The 18,477-nt window shown below is 35.8% G+C and carries 15 protein-coding genes; all 15 read right to left on the bottom strand.

Annotation, left to right across the window (positions count from 1 at the left end):
- Positions 1-5: 5 nt before the first annotated feature.
- Complete coding sequence (locus ACFSTA_RS06275; protein WP_377555742.1) at positions 6-956, bottom strand: polysaccharide deacetylase family protein; 951 nt, start codon at positions 954-956, stop codon at positions 6-8.
- Positions 957-1,315: 359 nt separating this feature from the next.
- Positions 1,316-3,430: a polyribonucleotide nucleotidyltransferase gene (gene pnp / locus ACFSTA_RS06270; RefSeq protein ID WP_377555741.1), complete on the bottom strand. Its 2,115-nt coding sequence runs from the start codon at positions 3,428-3,430 to the stop codon at positions 1,316-1,318.
- A 138-nt stretch (positions 3,431-3,568) separates the two neighbouring features.
- Positions 3,569-3,838, bottom strand: a complete 270-nt coding sequence (rpsO, locus tag ACFSTA_RS06265) for a 30S ribosomal protein S15 (protein WP_047981226.1) — start codon at positions 3,836-3,838, stop codon at positions 3,569-3,571.
- 137 nt (positions 3,839-3,975) lie between these two features.
- On the bottom strand, positions 3,976-4,923 hold the full coding sequence (locus tag ACFSTA_RS06260) for a bifunctional riboflavin kinase/FAD synthetase (RefSeq protein ID WP_377555740.1): 948 nt from the start codon (positions 4,921-4,923) through the stop codon (positions 3,976-3,978).
- Between the two features lie 22 nt (positions 4,924-4,945).
- Positions 4,946-5,842, bottom strand: coding sequence for a tRNA pseudouridine(55) synthase TruB (gene truB / locus ACFSTA_RS06255; RefSeq protein ID WP_377555739.1), 897 nt, complete (start codon positions 5,840-5,842; stop codon positions 4,946-4,948).
- Positions 5,843-5,927: 85 nt separating this feature from the next.
- Complete coding sequence (rbfA, locus tag ACFSTA_RS06250; protein WP_377555737.1) at positions 5,928-6,269, bottom strand: 30S ribosome-binding factor RbfA; 342 nt, start codon at positions 6,267-6,269, stop codon at positions 5,928-5,930.
- A gap of 383 nt (positions 6,270-6,652) precedes the next feature.
- The gene (locus tag ACFSTA_RS06245; RefSeq protein ID WP_377555736.1) at positions 6,653-6,931 is read right to left on the bottom strand and encodes a DUF503 domain-containing protein; all 279 of its coding nucleotides are present in this window, start codon (positions 6,929-6,931) and stop codon (positions 6,653-6,655) included.
- Positions 6,928-9,090: a translation initiation factor IF-2 gene (infB, locus tag ACFSTA_RS06240; RefSeq protein ID WP_377555735.1), complete on the bottom strand. Its 2,163-nt coding sequence runs from the start codon at positions 9,088-9,090 to the stop codon at positions 6,928-6,930. Before infB ends, ACFSTA_RS06245 begins: the two co-directional genes overlap by 4 nt.
- A gap of 20 nt (positions 9,091-9,110) precedes the next feature.
- Positions 9,111-9,410, bottom strand: a complete 300-nt coding sequence (locus ACFSTA_RS06235; RefSeq protein WP_377555734.1) for a L7Ae/L30e/S12e/Gadd45 family ribosomal protein — start codon at positions 9,408-9,410, stop codon at positions 9,111-9,113.
- A complete protein-coding gene (gene rnpM / locus ACFSTA_RS06230; RefSeq protein ID WP_377555733.1) occupies positions 9,400-9,681 on the bottom strand; it encodes an RNase P modulator RnpM in 282 nt (93 codons plus the stop codon). Before rnpM ends, ACFSTA_RS06235 begins: the two co-directional genes overlap by 11 nt.
- 12 nt (positions 9,682-9,693) lie before the next feature.
- Entirely contained in the window at positions 9,694-10,797 is a 1,104-nt protein-coding gene (gene nusA, locus ACFSTA_RS06225; protein ID WP_377555732.1) for a transcription termination factor NusA, read from the bottom strand.
- 15 nt (positions 10,798-10,812) lie between these two features.
- Entirely contained in the window at positions 10,813-11,283 is a 471-nt protein-coding gene (gene rimP / locus ACFSTA_RS06220) for a ribosome maturation factor RimP (protein WP_377555731.1), read from the bottom strand.
- Between the two features lie 258 nt (positions 11,284-11,541).
- A complete protein-coding gene (locus ACFSTA_RS06215) occupies positions 11,542-12,414 on the bottom strand; it encodes an STAS domain-containing protein (RefSeq protein WP_377555730.1) in 873 nt (290 codons plus the stop codon).
- A gap of 345 nt (positions 12,415-12,759) precedes the next feature.
- A complete protein-coding gene (locus tag ACFSTA_RS06210) occupies positions 12,760-17,049 on the bottom strand; it encodes a PolC-type DNA polymerase III (RefSeq protein ID WP_377555729.1) in 4,290 nt (1,429 codons plus the stop codon).
- A gap of 149 nt (positions 17,050-17,198) precedes the next feature.
- The gene (gene rseP / locus ACFSTA_RS06205) at positions 17,199-18,470 is read right to left on the bottom strand and encodes an RIP metalloprotease RseP (RefSeq protein WP_377555728.1); all 1,272 of its coding nucleotides are present in this window, start codon (positions 18,468-18,470) and stop codon (positions 17,199-17,201) included.
- Between the last annotated feature and the right edge of the window lie 7 nt (positions 18,471-18,477).

The following is an 18,477-nucleotide window of genomic DNA, read 5'->3' as shown; positions in this document are numbered from 1 at the left end:
GATTATCATCTTGACTCATCTAGTAAATCGTCAATTTTACCAATTTTTAAATCTTTTTCTTTAATTTGAGCTATCATTGTAGGAAGTGCATGGACTACAGAAGAAGTTGGATGCATTAAAATAGTTGCTCCTGGATGTATTTTCCCCATTACTCGATTCATCATAACACTAACTGTTGGATTCTTCCAATCAATTGTGTCTACTGTCCATAATATGGTTTCCATGCCTAATTGTTCCGCACTTTTTACAACTTGGTCTGAAAAGCTGCCACTTGGCGGAGCAAACCATTTCGGGCTAGAACCAGTAATCCCTTTTAGTACTTCATTCGTTTTAGATATTTGATCCACTATTTCCTGTTCAGATAATCTTGCCATATCAGGATGATTGTAAGCATGATTACCAATTGTATGGTCTTGTTCATTAATCATTTTGACATAATCTATATTTTCCTTCGCCCATTTACCCTCAATAAAAAATGTTGCTTTAACATTATTTTCTTTTAAGATATTCAATATCTTTGGTATGTATTCCCCTCCCCACGAAACATTGATTAAGAAAGAAACCATATTTTTTTCTGGATGCCCTCTATAAATAGGGGCGGTAGGTAAATCTTCTAGTTTTACTTCCGGAGGTATTTGGTCGTAAACGAGTAACTTATCATTATATTTGCCTTTCTTTTTCATTTGTTTATAGGACCGATCAATATTGACTGTTAGACCATTTCTTCCGGGAGTTTTTTTCCAAACATCATCGATATAGGCATCTTGTGGTTCCTGATTTAATTCACTACTTTTCTCTTGAATTTCTTGATATAACGCGTCATTTTTTGATACTTCCATGACAGAACCGGTATGAATGTGATTAGATGAAGTAAACGGATTGGTTTCAGGATGAAAACTAAGCATAACTATTATAATAAAAACACAAAGGTTTATAAAATCTTTGTATTTATACATGCGATATCCCTCCTCTATTCAATTATATGAACACAAAGGACAAGTTATGAAAGAGAGGGTATATTTTTAAAAATAGTGGGGACTCATCGACTTCGCTTGAAATGGCAGTTATAGGAGAGTACGTGGAGTAGTTTATTTCATAATATAACCTTCATTCTATCCATTTCTCTACATGGCCACTTCACGTTAGCCATGGAAAGTCACGCCCTGTAGATTTCACGTTGCTGTAACTTCGCATTTTACATCAACTACTAATAAGATTTTTTTACTTGAAATAACGACACAACCTTTTAATACCTTAAAAACAGCCGTAAAAATAAAAAAGAAACTGGGGTTCCAGCTTCTTGTCTTTCCCTATATTATGATTTTAGTTTTTCTGCTTTTTCTTTCTCCTCTTTTAAAACCGCTTTACGAGAAAGATTTACTCGTCCTTGGTTGTCAACTTCTTTCACTTTGACCATAATTTGATCGCCAATCTTAACAACATCTTCGACTTTATTCGTTCTTTCTTCGGCTAATTCAGAAATATGAACTAAGCCATCTTTTCCTTTAAATAGCTCTACGAAAGCTCCAAATTTCTCAATTCGTTTTACTGTACCTAAGTACATTTGACCTACTTCCACTTCGCGAACTAGATCTTCAATTATTTTCTTCGCTTGTTGATTCATTGCTGGATCAGTTGAAGAAATAAACACACTACCATCTTGCTCAATATCAATCTTCACACCTGTTTCTTCAATAATCTTATTAATTTGTTTACCACTTGGCCCAATTACATCACGGATCTTATCCGGATTTATCGACATTGTCATAATTTTAGGAGCGTATTGCGATAGTTCTTGTTTTGGTTCCTTAATGGTTGCAAGCATAGAATCTAGTATTTGCATACGACCCTTTTTCGCTTGAACAAGCGCTTCTTCAAGGATTTCTCTCGACAAACCATCAATCTTAATATCCATTTGTAAAGCAGTTACACCTTTTTCAGTTCCAGCAACTTTAAAGTCCATATCTCCAAGTGCATCTTCCATCCCTTGGATATCTGTTAGGATTGTATAATCCTCACCAGATTTAACGAGACCCATGGCAATACCTGCAACTGGAGATGTAATCGGTACACCTGCATCCATCATAGCTAATGTACTCGCGCAAATGCTGGCTTGAGATGTTGAACCATTAGATTCTAATACTTCAGAAACTAACCGAATTGTATATGGAAAATCTTTTTCAGATGGTATTACTTTTTCCAAAGCTCGCTCTCCTAGTGCACCATGACCAATTTCACGGCGTCCAGGTCCTCTTATTGGTCCTGTTTCACCAACACTATATTGCGGGAAGTTGTAATGATGCATAAATCGTTTGGATTCTTCTAAATCCAAGCCATCTAATATTTGTACATCCCCTAATGCACCAAGCGTACATATACTTAAAGCTTGTGTTTGTCCTCTTGTAAATAAACCTGAACCATGTGTTCGTGGTAAAACGTTAATACGTGAAGAAAGCGCCCGTATTTCATCAGGTTTACGACCGTCGGGACGTAATTTTTCTTTTGTTATTAGGCGACGTACTTCTTCCTTAATCATTTTATCTAATACTGATTTCACTCGCTTAATAACATCCGGTTCTTCTTCTTCATATGCTACAAGTACGTCTTCTTTAACTTGGCTGATTGCATCTTCTCTCGCGTGTTTTTCTTTTACTTGAATTGCTTGTACTAATTTATCTTTTGCTTCTTTTTCAACTTTTGATACCAAGTCTTCTTCAAGTGAAAATAATGTAACTTCTGATTTTTCTTGTCCGATTGCTTGGACAATTTCCTCTTGAAAAGCAACTAACCGTTTGATTTCTTCATGACCAAACATGATTGCTTCAAGCATCGTTTCTTCTGGTACTTCATCGGCACCAGCCTCAACCATGTTTATTGCATCTTTAGTACCTGCTACAGTTAATTCAATATCACTTTGTTCTTCTTGTTCAATAGTAGGGTTAATAACAAATTCACCATTAACTCGACCAACTTGAACTCCTGCAATTGGTTCCTCAAAAGGAATGTCTGAAATACTTAATGCAATGGAGGATCCTATCATTGCAGCTATTTCAGATGAACAATCTTGATCAACACTCATTACCGTGCTAATTACTTGAATTTCATTACGAAAACCATCTGGAAATAATGGACGTATCGGTCGATCAATTAAACGTGATGCCAATATTGCTTTTTCACTCGGTCTTCCTTCACGCTTAATAAATCCTCCTGGAATTTTCCCAACCGCATATAATCGTTCCTCATAATTAACCGTTAACGGAAAAAAGGGAAGATCTTTTGGTTCTTTTGATGCTGTGGCTACAGATAACACGGATGTATCACCATAACGAACCATACATGCACCATTTGCCTGTTTTGCTAATTCTCCAGTTTCAACGATAAAAGGTTTACCGGCGATTTCGGTGGAGAATATTTGTTTTTCTTCTGCCATTAGTAGTTGTACTCCTTTCAATAATCATTCTAGTATCTATTTTATAGTTTATCAGCAGTAAAGTAAATTTTATGTACATAAAACCTGCATATTTCTATACAGATATGAAAAAAAGCAGGATTACTCCTGCTTTTAAGCTTATCTACGTAAGCCAAGCTTTTTGATTAATTCACGATAGCGAGTAACGTCTTTGTTACGTAAGTAGTTCAGTAAATTACGACGTTTACCTACCATTTTCAAAAGACCACGACGTGAATGATGATCTTTTTTATGAACACGTAAATGTTCGTTTAAAGTTGTGATTTCTTCCGTAAGTACAGCAATCTGTACTTCTGGAGAACCAGTATCACTTTCGTGAACTTTGTATTCATTAATAATTTCATTCTTACGTTCTTTTGTAATAGCCATTCGGCCCACCTCCTATAATTTAAATATCCCCTGTCCCCTAGCAAACGTCGGAGTTACGTTTTGCCAAGCGAAGGTTATAACTTTTATATCGTACATCTTTTCGCGTAAAAATGCAAGGAAAAAACTATAATTTCACGTTATTTATCTGTAACGTGAAAATAATTTCGAATAACTCTTTCATCTTCTTTTATCTGGTCAATAAGTCCTTTAACACTATCAAACTTCTCTTCTTCTCGTATAAATGTATACCATTGTACGGTTAATTCTTCCCCATACAAATCGTTCTGAAAATCAAAAATATTCACTTCGAATGATAAGTCCAGACGATCTTCCGTGAAAGTTGGATTTATACCAAGACTTGCCATTCCTTCATAAATGGAATTATGATATACGATTTTTACCGCATAGATACCTGGTTTAGGTAGTAGTGCATCCGGATCAATTTGAATATTAGCTGTTGGATACCCTAATTCTCTTCCTCTTTTTTCACCTTCAATTACCTTACCTGTAATAGTTAAAGGTCTATCTAAAAGATGATGTACTTTTTCTACATTACCATCTTGAAGAAGGTTGCGAATCCTTGTAGAACTTATTTTTTCACCCTCATCTAATACTTTATCAATTGTCGTGTGAGTAAATAAACCTCTAGCATGTTCTTCTATACTGTTCATATTTCCTTGGCCTTTATGACCATAAGAAAAGTCAAATCCTGCCACTACATGTTTCATATTCAATCCAATGATGAAATGATCAATAAATTCTTGTGGTGATAAAGCAGAGAGTTCTTTATTAAAGGTAATAATATAAAGGCGATCTACTCCCATTTGTGAAAGTACTTTTATTTTCTCTTTCATTGGCGTTATATACTTAACGTGCTTATTATCTTTTTTTAATACTACGGATGGATGTGGATGAAATGAAATGACAGCACTTTCCATATCATTATTATTAGCATGTTGAATCGCTGTATTTATAACTCGTTGATGCCCTTTATGTATTCCATCAAAAAATCCGGTCGCAGCAACCGTATCCGGTAATTCGCCCTTTAATAAGCTATGAGGATAAGTTAATTCAATCGTTCTCATTATTTGTCACCTACACTTTTATTCATTCATGAAAGACACGAATTGGTTTTATTTCATCGTGATTATTCGGGTGGATTTGATAGATTGCTAATAATTGCTCTCCGTGTATGACTACAAACGGATCTGTAGATGTAATAAATTCAGGTCTTGCCAATTTTTGTCCTACAAGGACTTTTCTTTTCGTTTGTGCGTCAACTTGGAGTGTATCCAAATGGTTTACTCCATTTATCATTGGCATCAACAGATCCAATTGATTTCCCTGGTCCACTGCATCTTCAATCGTCTGAAAATCAACTGTATTGTGTCTTGTAAATGAACCAGTTGTTATTCGGATTAAATCAGACATATGTGCAGGATATCCAAGTTTTTTTCCTATATCTACACATAATGTTCGGATATATGTACCCTTAGCGCAAACTACTTCCATCCGGATATATCTGTTATTATTTTTCTCATCGGGTAAGCGCTTTATATCGTAGATAGTAACCTTTCTTTTCGGTCGTTCCACAAATTGATTTGCTCTAGCATATTCATATAATTTCTTTCCATTAACTTTTACCGCTGAGTACATTGGTGGTATTTGTTCGATCTCACCCTGAAAAGATTGTAACACGTTTTCGATTTTCTGTTTAGATGGAACTTCATGTACCTCCACTTGTTCAACTACATCACCGTGACTATCCTCTGTTTCTGTAGAAATTCCAAGCATAACTTCTGCAATGTAAACCTTTTTCGTGTCTGTTAGAAATGGTACAATTTTCGTTGCTTGACCAATACAAATCGGTAATACTCCTTCAACTTCAGGATCTAAGGTACCAGTATGTCCGACTTTTTTCGTTCTAAATAACTTCCTAACTCGCATAACACAATCATGCGATGTCATTCCTCTAGGCTTCCAAAGTGCTAAAATACCATCCATTTTTTTGAATCACCGTCCTATGTTTTGGCAAGGAAAAATCTGACTCATTTTATAGGTACATTATGAGCCAGATTTTTATTTACATTTATTTATTTAAGTCACGAAGAATTGTTTCGATTCGATTACCCTGTTCTAAAGCCTCATCAAATTCAAAAGTCAGTTCAGGTGTTTTACGCAACCGAATTCTAGATCCTATTTCTGAGCGGATAAAACCTTTTGCTTTAGCGAGACCTAATAAAGTATCGTGTTTCTTTTTTTCATCGCCAAGTACAGAAATATAAATTGTCGCTTGTTGCAAATCACCAGTTACTTCGACATCTGTAACAGTCACAAATCCAACTCTTGGGTCTTTTATTTTACGAGTTAAAATTTCCCCTAGTTCTTTTTTCATTTGTTCTGCAACACGATTTGCACGTAAATTACTCATTTCTATCACCTCTTCATAAAGTGAAACTTCAATCAGTGGGGCTCTTTCAACCCACTGATTGTTAGTTGAACCAATCGGACATTTACTGGCAGTTGACCTTCCACTTTTCCTGCTTGAATATACCTCTAATAGTGAAGTGGAGGTCTTACTGCCAGTTACATGCGGGATAAAGTGAAACTTCAATCAGTGGGGGTTCTTTCAACCCACTGATTGTTAGTACCGCAAGGGTATGACCTAAAGGCCCTTGAACCAATCGGACATTTGACTTTCAGTTGATCTTCCACTTTTCCCGCTTGGATATACCCCGTAATCGTGAAGTGGAGGTCTTACTGCCAGTTACATGCGGGATAAAAAGAATATCCATGCTCTGTAAAAGAGATATTTTAAAGTTGCTCAACATTCGTTAGCGTACGTTCTAATTCCGAGTACGTATCAATAACACGTAAGACCTCCTGAATAACCTTTTCACTGTGTTTTTTATCATTAGATATCGTAACAATACCTAGTTTCGTGCGTTGCCACAAATCATGATAATCCAGTTCGGTAACAGCTACATTAAAATCATGGCGTAATTTAGCCATAATCCGCTTCAGAATTGAGCGTTTTTGCTTGAGGGAATGTCCTTCATACATCATACATTCCACTTCTGCATAGATAATCATTTCCGTTCAATTTCCTCCATGACAAATGCTTCAAGAATATCTCCTTCTTTAATGTCATTAAAGTTTTTGATCGTTATACCACACTCATAATTGGTTGCAACCTCTTTCACATCATCTTTAAAGCGTTTTAGGGCATCAATTTCACCTTCAAACTGAACAACACCATTACGTATTAGACGTACTCCAGCTTCTCGAGTGATTTTACCTTCAGTTACATAGCTACCAGCAATTGTTCCAATTTTAGATACTTTAAATATTTCGCGAACTTCCGCTTGACCAATAACTTTTTCTTCAAACTCTGGATCAAGCATCCCTTTCATTGCAGCTTCTATTTCTTCAATTGCTTTGTATATGACACGGTGTAATCGTACATCCACTTTTTCAGAGTCAGCTGCTTTTTTAGCATTTGCATCTGGTCGTACATTAAACCCAATTACAATTGCGTTGGATGCAGAAGCTAAAATAATATCAGATTCTGTAATTGCTCCTACGCCAGTATGGATAATTTTTATTTTTACACCTTCAACATCAATTTTTTGTAATGAAGATGCCAATGCTTCTGCAGACCCTTGTACGTCTGATTTTAGGATTACATTAATTTCTTTCATTTCACCTTGTTTAATTTGTTCAAATAAATCATCTAGACTTACTTTCGTTTGTTCGCCGCGATTTTCTTGTATTTGTTTCTGTTGACGAGCTTCCCCAATTTGACGGGCTTTCTTCTCATCATTAAATACTAAGAACTGATCTCCAGCTTGAGGCACATCATTTAACCCAGTAATTTCCACTGGGGTAGATGGTCCTGCTTCCTTAACACGTTGACCTAAATCATTAACCATTGCACGCACACGACCAAACGTATTACCAACAACAATGGAGTCACCCACGCGCAATGTTCCATTTTGCACTAATAGTGTTGCTACAGAACCGCGTCCCTTATCAAGTTCCGCTTCAATAACCGTACCAAACGCATTTTTATTTGGATCTGCTTTTAATTCTTCAACCTCACCTACAAGAAGGATCATTTCTAGTAAATCATCAATACCTTCATTTTGGAGAGCAGACAATTGAACAAATATAGTACTTCCGCCCCAATCCTCAGGAATTAACTCATACTCTGTTAATTCTTGCATAACACGATCAGGATTTGCTCCTTCTTTATCAACTTTATTAACCGCTACAATAATTGGAACTTCAGCAGCTTTTGCATGATTGATCGCTTCCACTGTTTGTGGCATAACACCGTCATCTGCAGCTACAACTAAAATAGCAATATCCGTAACTTGTGCTCCACGTGATCTCATACTTGTGAATGCTGCGTGCCCAGGCGTATCTAAGAATGTAATCCTTTTACCTTCATTTTCTATTTGATAGGCACCGATATGTTGGGTAATCCCACCAGCTTCACCTTCCGTTACTTTCGTATGTCTAATAGCATCTAGTAACGTCGTTTTACCATGGTCAACATGACCCATAATAGTTACAACTGAAGGTCTTTCTTGAAGGTCTGAAACGTCATCTTCTTGAATATACTTATCAAAATCAGTATCTTCTAAGATAATTTCCTTTTCAACCGAAACATCAAATTCAGTGCAAATCAATTCTATTGCATCATCATCTAAATCCTGATTTTTCGTTGCCATTACACCTAAGAACATTAACTTCTTAATAATTTCGGACGATTCTTTATTAAGTTTTGCCGCTAAATCGCTAACTGTTAATGTCCCACTGTATTTAATTTCTTTCGGTGTTTCCTTCACCACTGGTTGTTGCTTTTGATTAGAAGTAGGTCTGTTCTTATTCCCTTTTTGGTGTTTCTTATTTTTATCAGGACGGTTTTGACCTTTATTTTTTTGACCATGATTTTGATTACCTTTAGAATTACCTTTATTATTTCTACTCTGGTCATTTTTATTTGTTTCCGTTTGATTCGATTGTTGTTTCTTCGTATTATTATTCTTTGGTTTTTCTCCAGATTGAGAGCTGGTATCCTTTTTTTGTTTTGGACTAAACTTCTCATCTAATTTCGAAATTGCATCTGTTGAGATTGTTGACATGTGATTTGAAACTTCCACATTCAATTCTTTTAAATGGTTAATAACATCTTTACTACTCGTGTTTTTTTGTTTTGCATATTCATATACACGCATTTTACTCATACGTTCACCCCCGAATTTATTTACCCGAGTAACGATTTAATCTTAGCCGCGAAACCTTCATCTAAAATCGCAATGGCTACTCTCTGGGATTTTCCAATAGCATTTGATAATGTTTCCCGATCATCAACGATGATATATGGAACATCATATGTGTTACATTTATTTGTTAATTTCTTATGTGTTTGTGGACCAATATCGTTAGCTATTAACACTAATTTAGCACGGTTTTTCTGAATATCTTTTACAATCGTTTCTTCACCAAGTGAGCATTTCCTGGCACGGTATGCAAGTCCGATCATATTTAAATACTTATTTTTCATGATTCTCACCTAGAATTAGTTCACGTAACTCATCATAAATGGACGGTTCGATTTGGGCATTAAGTTGACGACTTAAGACGCCAGTTTTTTCGGCTTTATTTATTGCATCTATCTCTTTTGATAAATACGCACCACGACCATTTTTCTTGCCAGAAGAGTCAACAAAGACCTCTCCCTCTTTGTTACGAACCACACGAATTAATTCTTTCTTTTGTTTCATTTCGTTTGTAACGATACATTTGCGCTCAGGTACTTTTCTTTTTTGAACCATTAAAAATACCTCCTACTCAAATAAATCTTCTTCATCTTCAATCTTTGTAGAAGTAGTTTCTTTTTCTGTCAACAAGCCTTCTTCACGAGCTTCAGTCTCACTTTTAATATCAATTTTCCACCCTGTCAATTTAGCTGCTAATCGAGCGTTTTGACCACGTTTTCCAATCGCTAATGATAGCTGATAATCAGGCACAATCACTGTAGTTGATTTCTCTTCTTCATTTACTAATACATCAACTACTTTAGAAGGACTTAAAGCATTAGATACATATACCACTGGATCTTCAGACCATTCCACAATGTCTATTTTTTCACCTTTAAGTTCATTGACAATTGCTTGCACACGTTGTCCTTTTTGTCCAACACACGAACCTACAGGATCGATTTCTGGATCTGGAGCATATACAGAAATTTTGGAACGATCCCCAGCTTCTCGTGCTACTGATTTAATCTCAACAATTCCATCGAAGATTTCCGGAACTTCCATCTCAAATAGTCTTTTTAATAATCCAGGATGAGATCTAGAAATATAAATTTGTGGACCTTTACTTGTATTTTCAACTTTTGTCACAAAAACTTTAATGCGATCATGGATATGGTATTCTTCTGTTGGCATTTGTTCAGCTTCCGCTAACTTTGCTTCAATCTTCCCTAAGTTGACATATACAAAACGGTGATCCTTGCGTTGGATAATACCAGTCATAACATCCTCTTCACGATCAGCATATTCCCCAAAAATCACACCCCGCTCTGCCTCTCTAACACGTTGTGTTACAACTTGTTTGGCTGCTTGAGCAGCAATTCTACCGAAATCCTTTGGTGTAACTTCTACTTCAATAATGTCTTCAAGTTCGTAATTGGGATCAATTTTTTTCGCTTCATCTAATGAAATTTCTTGTTGATTATCCTCTACTTCGTCTACAACAGTTTTCCGAGAAAAGACTCGCATTGTCCCTGCGTTTTCATCTAAATCAACACGTACATTCGTAGCTGACTTAAAGTTCTTTTTATAAGCTGAAATTAACGCCGCTTCTAATGCTTCCAATAATACATCTTTGTCAATACCCTTTTCTTTTCCTAAATGTTCAATAGCGTCAAACAACTGACTGCTCACTTTCCTTTTCCCCCTTTATAATGAAACTGCTCGTCTTGCCTTAGCGATTTTCTCAAATGGTATTTCTACTTGTTTTTTTTGTGTTTTTACCTTATATTCAACGGTTGCAACATCATTGCTAAACGCTTTTAAAATGCCTTGATACTCTTTTTCTCCATCAATTGGTTCATACAATTTGATATATACATTTTGGTCTTTATTGCTAGCAAAATCTTCTTTTGTCTTTAAAGGACGTTCCACACCTGGAGATGAAACTTCCAAAAAATAGGCTTCTTTAATGGGGTCGACTTCATCCAACTTCTCACTCAATTGTTCAGAGACTTCACCACATTCTGTGATATCAACGCCGCCTGCTTTATCAATATAAACTCTTAAGAACCAATTTTTACCCTCTTTAACATACTCGACATCTACTAACTCTAAGTTTTTATTCGTTAAAATAGGCTTTACTAATTCCTCGGTTGTTTGAATAACTTGAGAACTCAATTTTAATCCTCCTTTACATCAGTTAAAATACTTCTTCTTATTATGGACAAACAAAGCCATTTTCATATCTTTATGTACATCCTAGCTCAAATTCAATATAAAACCCTTGCCGAGTAAAGTGGCAAGGGAATACGACAAAAGATGATTGTTGTATGAAAGAAAGAGTGGGGAATGCCCACTCTTGTAAACGTTCATATCAATACGTTTATAATATACCATAAGATATAAAATTGTGCAACAAATTAGCATGACTTATAACTAGTCAGTTATCTCTTCTAAATGTATGTTCCGCTCAGTTGAGATATCTGATTTCAAATAATCTCTTATAGCCACTTGTAACGAAGCTTTTATATCGGCTCTTGAACCAAATGTAATGTCTAAATTCACCATATTTCTAACAACCTCAGGTCTAAGACCAGTAAGAACTGATTTTGCCCCCATCATGGATACACCATCAAGTAATTTAATAAAATGTTTGATTGCATCACTATCCATTTCAGCAATTCCTGAAAGGTCTAGAATTAATGTTTCAATGCGTAACTTTCCTATCTCGAATAATACTTTTTCTTCAATAGTATTTGCTCTATTTGTATCAATTGTACCAATTAATGGTAGGATACAAACGGAAGAAGTTATAGGAATAATTGGTACAGATAGATTATCAACTAATTTTTGTTGTGATTCAATTAGTTCATCTTTGTATTTTGAGTAATGAATAAAAAATCCATTTAAGAACAAATCGATCAGACCATTTATCTTACTTTCTAATTGATAAAAATCTTCATTAGAATTATTTTTTTCGCTCAACGTATTGTATTCACGTAAAAACTTCCAAAGAGTTCGACGAATAGCTTGAAGCCATTCTAATTTAAATGCTAATGTAAGCGAGTACTTTGCCCATAATATTCCCTCTTGCTTAGCAAAATCCTTCACTTCCTGCACATCTTCTTCCACTATATGTAATACTAGTTTATGTGCATTTTGAAGTAAGTTGATGTTTCCAATCAAATGGATTTCATCTATTTTATCCTTGACGTTTACCGCTTCATTTAATACATTTTCTTCAAAGACTCTCCTATTCATAACTAAACATTCCCGAATATCCATACCATTATTAAATATTAGCTTCAAATGTAAATCACTTCCTTACTATATCGATAAGTAATAATTACAATGATTATGAATCTTATTATAGCATAGTGCACAATATCCAATCCAAGACTTAGATTTGATAAAATGTCAAAAAGCACTAACATCTGTCAGTGCTTTTTTGTAGTCTAGGTTAAAATTTAATGCCTGTGGGTACTTCTTGGCAGGAACAACCACGTCCAACTCCAACGGACAGGACGTCCTAATGTCGATGATGACACAGGATAAGAGGAAACCTGCTGAGAGTATCATCGTACGCGGAAAAAGCGATTTGCTTTTTCTAGGACGTGGCGTTTTAGCCTGAAAGGGCTCTTGTGCTTTTGTTCATTAAAATAATGATAGTTGATTTTTTTCTGCCATGCCATCTAGACAACCGTGGTTATCAAGATATTCCAATACTGTTTTTGAGATTTTACTTCTGTCACGTAAGTCTTCCTTGGATAAAAACTCCCCATTTTCCCTTGCCTTAACAATGTTAATTGCTGCATTAGTTCCTAAACCGTCTACAGCGTTGAAAGGTGGGATTAACGAATTCCCGTCAACGATAAATTCCGCTGCCTCTGATTTATATAAGTTTACTTTTTGGAAAGAAAACCCTCTTTCACACATTTCTAAAGCTATTTCTAAAACGGTTAATAAGTTCTTTTCTTTAGGAGAAGCTTCATTACCTTTTACAGAAATTTCTTCAATACGTTTTCTTATTGCTTCAGAACCTTTTACCATCGTATTTAAATCAAAATCTCCAGCGCGAACGGAAAAATAAGCAGCATAAAAATAAATTGGATAATGCACTTTGAAATACGCAATTCGGACAGCCATTAACACGTATGCAGCGGCATGAGCTTTAGGGAACATATATTTAATCTTTTTACATGATTCAATATACCAGTCCGGTACGCCGTGCTTTTTCATTTCTGTAATCCATTCATCCTGCAATCCCTTTCCTTTTCGAACGAATTCCATAATTTTAAAGGCAAGTGATGCTTCTAATCCTTTATGCATTAAATACACCATGATATCATCTCGGCACCCAATAACGTCTGGTAATTCACAAATACCGTCATTTATCAATTCTTGAGCATTGCCTAACCACACATCTGTACCATGAGATAATCCTGAAATGATAACGAGCTCGGCAAATGTACTAGGTCTTGTGTCCTCTAGCATTTGTCGAACAAACTTGGTCCCAAACTCAGGAACTCCTAATGTTCCTGTTTTACAATTAATTTGCTCAGCAGTAACACCAAGTGATTCCGGTCCAGAGAATATTTTCATAACTTCCTTATCATCTGTTGGAATTGTTGTTGGATCAATACCACTTAAATCTTGAAGCATACGAATCACTGTCGGGTCATCGTGTCCAAGAATATCAAGCTTTAATAAATTATCATGAATAGAATGGAAGTCAAAGTGAGTCGTTTTCCATTCACTTTTCCTATCATCAGCAGGATATTGAATTGGTGTAAAATCATATATCTCCTTATCATCTGGTACAACAATAATTCCTCCTGGGTGTTGTCCAGTAGTTCGTTTTACACCTGTGCAACCTTGAACCAGTCTATCTACTTCAGCATTTTTAAATACAAGGCTTTTATCAGAGGCGTACCCTTTCACATAACCATATGCTGTTTTTTCTGCAATCGTACCTATTGTTCCAGCACGATACACATTGTCTTCACCAAAAAGAACTTTCGTGTAATTATGTGCATTCGGTTGATATTCACCTGAGAAGTTCAAGTCGATATCGGGAACTTTGTCTCCTTTAAAGCCTAGAAACGTTTCAAACGGAATATCCTGTCCATCTTTCTTCAGTTCTGAGTCACATTCTGGACATTGCTTATCCTGCAAATCAAATCCACTACCTACTGATCCATCTGTAATCCACTCATTATAATGACAGGATGGGCATACATAATGTGGTGGTAATGGGTTTACTTCTGTAATTTCCGTCATCGTAGCAACAAGTGATGATCCCACCGATCCCCTTGAACCTACAAGATACCCGTCATCAAGTGACTTTTTAACTAGCTTATGAGAAATTAAATAGATTACAGCAAAACCATTACTTATAATACTGTCTAGTTCTTTTTCTAAACGGTCCACAACGATTTGAGGTACTTGTTCACCATAAATATATTTTGCACGTGAATAGCATAAATCACGCATTTCTTGGTCTGCACCCTCAATGGTAGGTGTATATAAACCGTCCTTCACAGGTGAAACCTCTTCGATTTGATCAGCTAAATCATGTGTATTGGAAACAACTATTTCCTTTGCTTTTTCCTCACCTAAAAAGCTGAAGCATTCAATCATTTCATTCGTTGTGCGAAATGGCGTATCCGGTAATGTAACGCGATTTAATGGATTCCCAGCCTGTGATGCTATTAAAATTTGTCGATATAATTTTTCATGCTCATCAATATAATGCACATTCCCTGTCGCAATAACCGGCTTGTTTACACGTACACCTAAATCTACTATTTTCGAAATAATATCTAGAATTTGAGATTCATTTTGAACTAAGTCTTTCTCTATTAAATGTGCATAATTAGCCGGCGGTTGTACTTCAATATAATCGTAAAATTCTGCAACACTCTCTGCTTCTTCAGCAGACTTTTGCATCATTGTCTCAAAAACTTCCCCTTGGTCACATGCTGTTCCAATCAATACCCCAGTTCGTAACTTCTGCAAAAGGGATCGAGGGATTCTCGGCACACGGTAAAAGTAATCGATATGAGCATGTGAGACTAGTTTATATAAATTTTTCAATCCTTCTTCATTTTTAGCGATTAACGTACAATGAAACGGTCTTGAACGTTGATACGCATTTCCCTCACCCATATGATTATTTAATTGCTGGTGATTTGTAATTTCTTTCTTTAATAACCCTTGTACTAGCTTCCATAACAAATACCCTGTCGCTTCTGCATCATAGATTGCACGGTGATGTTGTGTTAGTTCGATATCTAAATGCTTACATAATGTGTTTAAGCGGTGATTTTTCAGTTCTGGGTATAAAAATCTAGCAAGTTCTAACGTATCTATAACTGGATTTATTACTTTTTCATAATCTATTTTTTTATATCCTTGATTTAAAAAACCAATATCAAAGCTAGCGTTATGGGCAACTAATATATCACTACCGCTCCACTCAAAAAAGTCTTTCAATACGTCAGCTACTTCCGGAGCATCCTTTACCATATCATCTGTAATTCCGGTTAAATTTGTAGTTGTTTCTGATAACGGATGATGTGGGTTAGCGAATGATTCGAAACGGTCAATAATTTCTCCACGGTGAATTTTAACGGCTGCAAGCTCAATGATTGTATCATAAACCGCAGACAATCCAGTTGTCTCTACGTCAAATACAATATAGTTGGCAGATTCCAAGTCCATATCACTTTCGTTATATGCAATAGGAACACCATCATCGACAAGGTTTGCTTCGACCCCATACATTACTTTAATTCCATTTTTGTTTCCAGCAGCATATGCTTCTGGAAATCCTTGTACACCTGCATGATCCGTGATTGCAATTGCTTTATGTCCCCATTTGGCAGCTTGTTCAACAAGGCGTCCAGGAGACACAACTGCATCCATTTGACTCATCGTTGAATGGGCGTGAAATTCAATTCGTTTTTCACCGTCATTTGCTGTATCAAGACGTGTTTTAACTTTAATTTCATGGATGTCATTAGCCATCATAGCCAATTCATTGGAATACATGTCTGTTTGAATACTACCTCTAGCTTTGATCCACATACCTTTTTTCAGATGTTCAAACTTTGCAGCGTCTTCATCGCCTTTAGAGAACATTTTAATTTGTAGAGAATCTGTGTAATCTGTTGCTTTTATTATCAACAGACTTCTACCAGAACGAAGTTTGCGAATATCTACATCAAAAACATATCCTTGTACAGTAATGCGGCGTTCTTCTTCTAGAATTTCTTCCATCAAGGAATGCTCGTCTTGGATTTTGTACCCGATCATAAATGGCTGATCTTCATTCTTCAAACGATCCTGATCACGCTTTTCTTTTTCTTGAATTGTTTTCTTAACAAGCTGTTGATCTTCCAATGCTTTTTGTTCTCTAAACTTTTGAATTTCTGCATCTTGATTTTTAACTTCGACCTCAAGGGAATAAAAAGGTACCCCTGCTGTTTTGCAAAAACTACGAAAGTTATCTTCTAGCCTTTTCTTTAACGCATTTGCTTCTGCTTCATTCCTAGCAGTTAACATAAGTTTATTATTGTTAACAGATGGTTTCTGATTAAATACTAAGTCTTTGTATGCAGGAGATAAGTCATTAATGGACTGGATGTATAATTGCCAGTAGTCACAGATCAATTCTGAATCACAATTTTTCTCGTTCGTACGAAGCGTTAACTCTACGGTTGCAATCTGCCTAAAGGCTTCCTGTAACTTTGCGCGGAATTCCTGATACACAATAGCAGGTAACACACGTTCTACTTGTATATAAAAATGCCAGCGCTTGTCCGCCTTGAATACTTCTAGACGTTCTAAAAAACTATTTTTAAAAACGGTGTCGATTAACTCCGTATTCATCTGTATTTGTTGTAATAATAGTTTCATTTTTTCGCTTTTTGATATATCCATTCGTATTCCTCCTGTTACAGTATGAAAGTGTAACGGTAAGATTTCTTTTGAAACAATGGAAACCCTTGTCATTAAAATAAATAGACAAGGGTTTTTAAGTTTGGTTAATATCTTCCAACAAGTATTTTCCCTTATAAAAGTGAAATACCTTATAGAAATAATCGCTGAATATCATTCCAAGTTACGATGATCATTAGTAACATTAACAATGCAAAACCAACAAAGTGAAAGATACCTTCTTTTTCAGGTTCCATCGGTTTTCCACGAACTAATTCAATTCCTACAAATAGAAGTCGTCCCCCATCTAATGCAGGTAATGGAACAAGGTTGATTACTCCTAAGTTAATACTTAAAATTGCAGTCCACATCAGGAAGTTCATAAAACCAGTTTGAACAACTTGATCTGTTGCATCATATATACCAACCGGTCCTGATAACATATCAATAGAATATTGACCAGTAATAAGCATAGCAAGATTCGTTAAAATGAGCTTTGTCGTATCATATGTTTTTGTTAAACCATATTTAACTGTACCCAAAAGGGACTTTTCAAAGGCTTGATATACTCCAATTTGTCCAATTTTCTCTTCCCCTTCAGGTCCTTCAACAAGCACTTCTCCAGGTACTACTGTAACTGTTTCAGTTTGTCCTGATCGTAAAACAGTCATCTCTAGCTCATTGCCAGGATTCGCTCTGACAAAAGTTGTAAATTCATCCCAAGTGGATATAACTTCTCCTTCAATTTGCACTACTTCATCATTAGCTTGAAAGCCAGCTTCTTCTGCAGGACTTCCTGGGTTGATTTCACCCATACGCGCTTCTTCCGTAGGTACCCCTTGAATAATTCCCAGTATTAAAAAGATAAAAATAGCTAATAGAAAGTTCATCATTGGGCCAGCAAATAACTGCATAGCACGTTGACCAGGAGTTTTAGATGCAAACTGTCTATTATATGGAGCGATTTGTGTTTCACGTTCATCCATAACAAAAAATGCTTTTTGATCCACTTCAAATCGAAGTTTTTCATCGTGTTCATCAATTTCATAACCTTCAATTACCAATTGATGATCCAAATCAACGTGCTCAACCTCAATAACACGTGCATTAGGATGTTTGGATTTATTATTTACAATTATTTTATTTACTTTTCCTAGTTCATTAAATTCAAGTCCTATATGATGCCCAGGTTTTAGATCAATGATCTCAGGATCCTCACCTGCGACCCTTACATACCCACCAATTGGGAGTAAACGAATCGTATAGATTGTTTCATTTTTTGTAAACGCGAATATTTTAGGTCCAAAACCAATTGCAAATTCTCGCGCAAGCATACCTGCTCGTTTAGCGAAAATTAAATGTCCCAATTCATGAATAAAAACGAGTAAACCGAACATGAAAATAAATGCGATAACTGTATTCAAATAGACA

This window comes from Ornithinibacillus salinisoli, assembly GCF_042684965.1.
Taxonomy (GTDB): domain Bacteria; phylum Bacillota; class Bacilli; order Bacillales; family Amphibacillaceae; genus Ornithinibacillus; species Ornithinibacillus salinisoli.
The sequence above is the reverse complement of the archived record's forward strand: the minus strand, read 5'-3'. Positions and strand labels throughout refer to the sequence as shown.

Excerpts from the sequence above, each read along its gene's own strand:
- truB (WP_377555739.1), bottom strand. The coding sequence starts at position 5,842 with ATGGATGGTATTTTAGCACTTTGGAAGCCTAGAGGAATGACATCGCAT.
- ACFSTA_RS06260 (WP_377555740.1), bottom strand. The coding sequence starts at position 4,923 with ATGAGAACGATTGAATTAACTTATCCTCATAGCTTATTAAAGGGCGAA.
- infB (WP_377555735.1), bottom strand. The coding sequence starts at position 9,090 with ATGAGTAAAATGCGTGTATATGAATATGCAAAACAAAAAAACACGAGT.
- rpsO (WP_047981226.1), bottom strand. The coding sequence starts at position 3,838 with ATGGCTATTACAAAAGAACGTAAGAATGAAATTATTAATGAATACAAA.
- pnp (WP_377555741.1), bottom strand. The coding sequence starts at position 3,430 with ATGGCAGAAGAAAAACAAATATTCTCCACCGAAATCGCCGGTAAACCT.
- ACFSTA_RS06210 (WP_377555729.1), bottom strand. The coding sequence starts at position 17,049 with ATGGATATATCAAAAAGCGAAAAAATGAAACTATTATTACAACAAATA.
- ACFSTA_RS06245 (WP_377555736.1), bottom strand. The coding sequence starts at position 6,931 with ATGATTATCTATGCAGAAGTGGAATGTATGATGTATGAAGGACATTCC.
- rbfA (WP_377555737.1), bottom strand. The coding sequence starts at position 6,269 with ATGAGTAATTTACGTGCAAATCGTGTTGCAGAACAAATGAAAAAAGAA.
- ACFSTA_RS06235 (WP_377555734.1), bottom strand. The coding sequence starts at position 9,410 with ATGAAAAATAAGTATTTAAATATGATCGGACTTGCATACCGTGCCAGG.
- rnpM (WP_377555733.1), bottom strand. The coding sequence starts at position 9,681 with ATGGTTCAAAAAAGAAAAGTACCTGAGCGCAAATGTATCGTTACAAAC.
- ACFSTA_RS06275 (WP_377555742.1), bottom strand. The coding sequence starts at position 956 with ATGTATAAATACAAAGATTTTATAAACCTTTGTGTTTTTATTATAATA.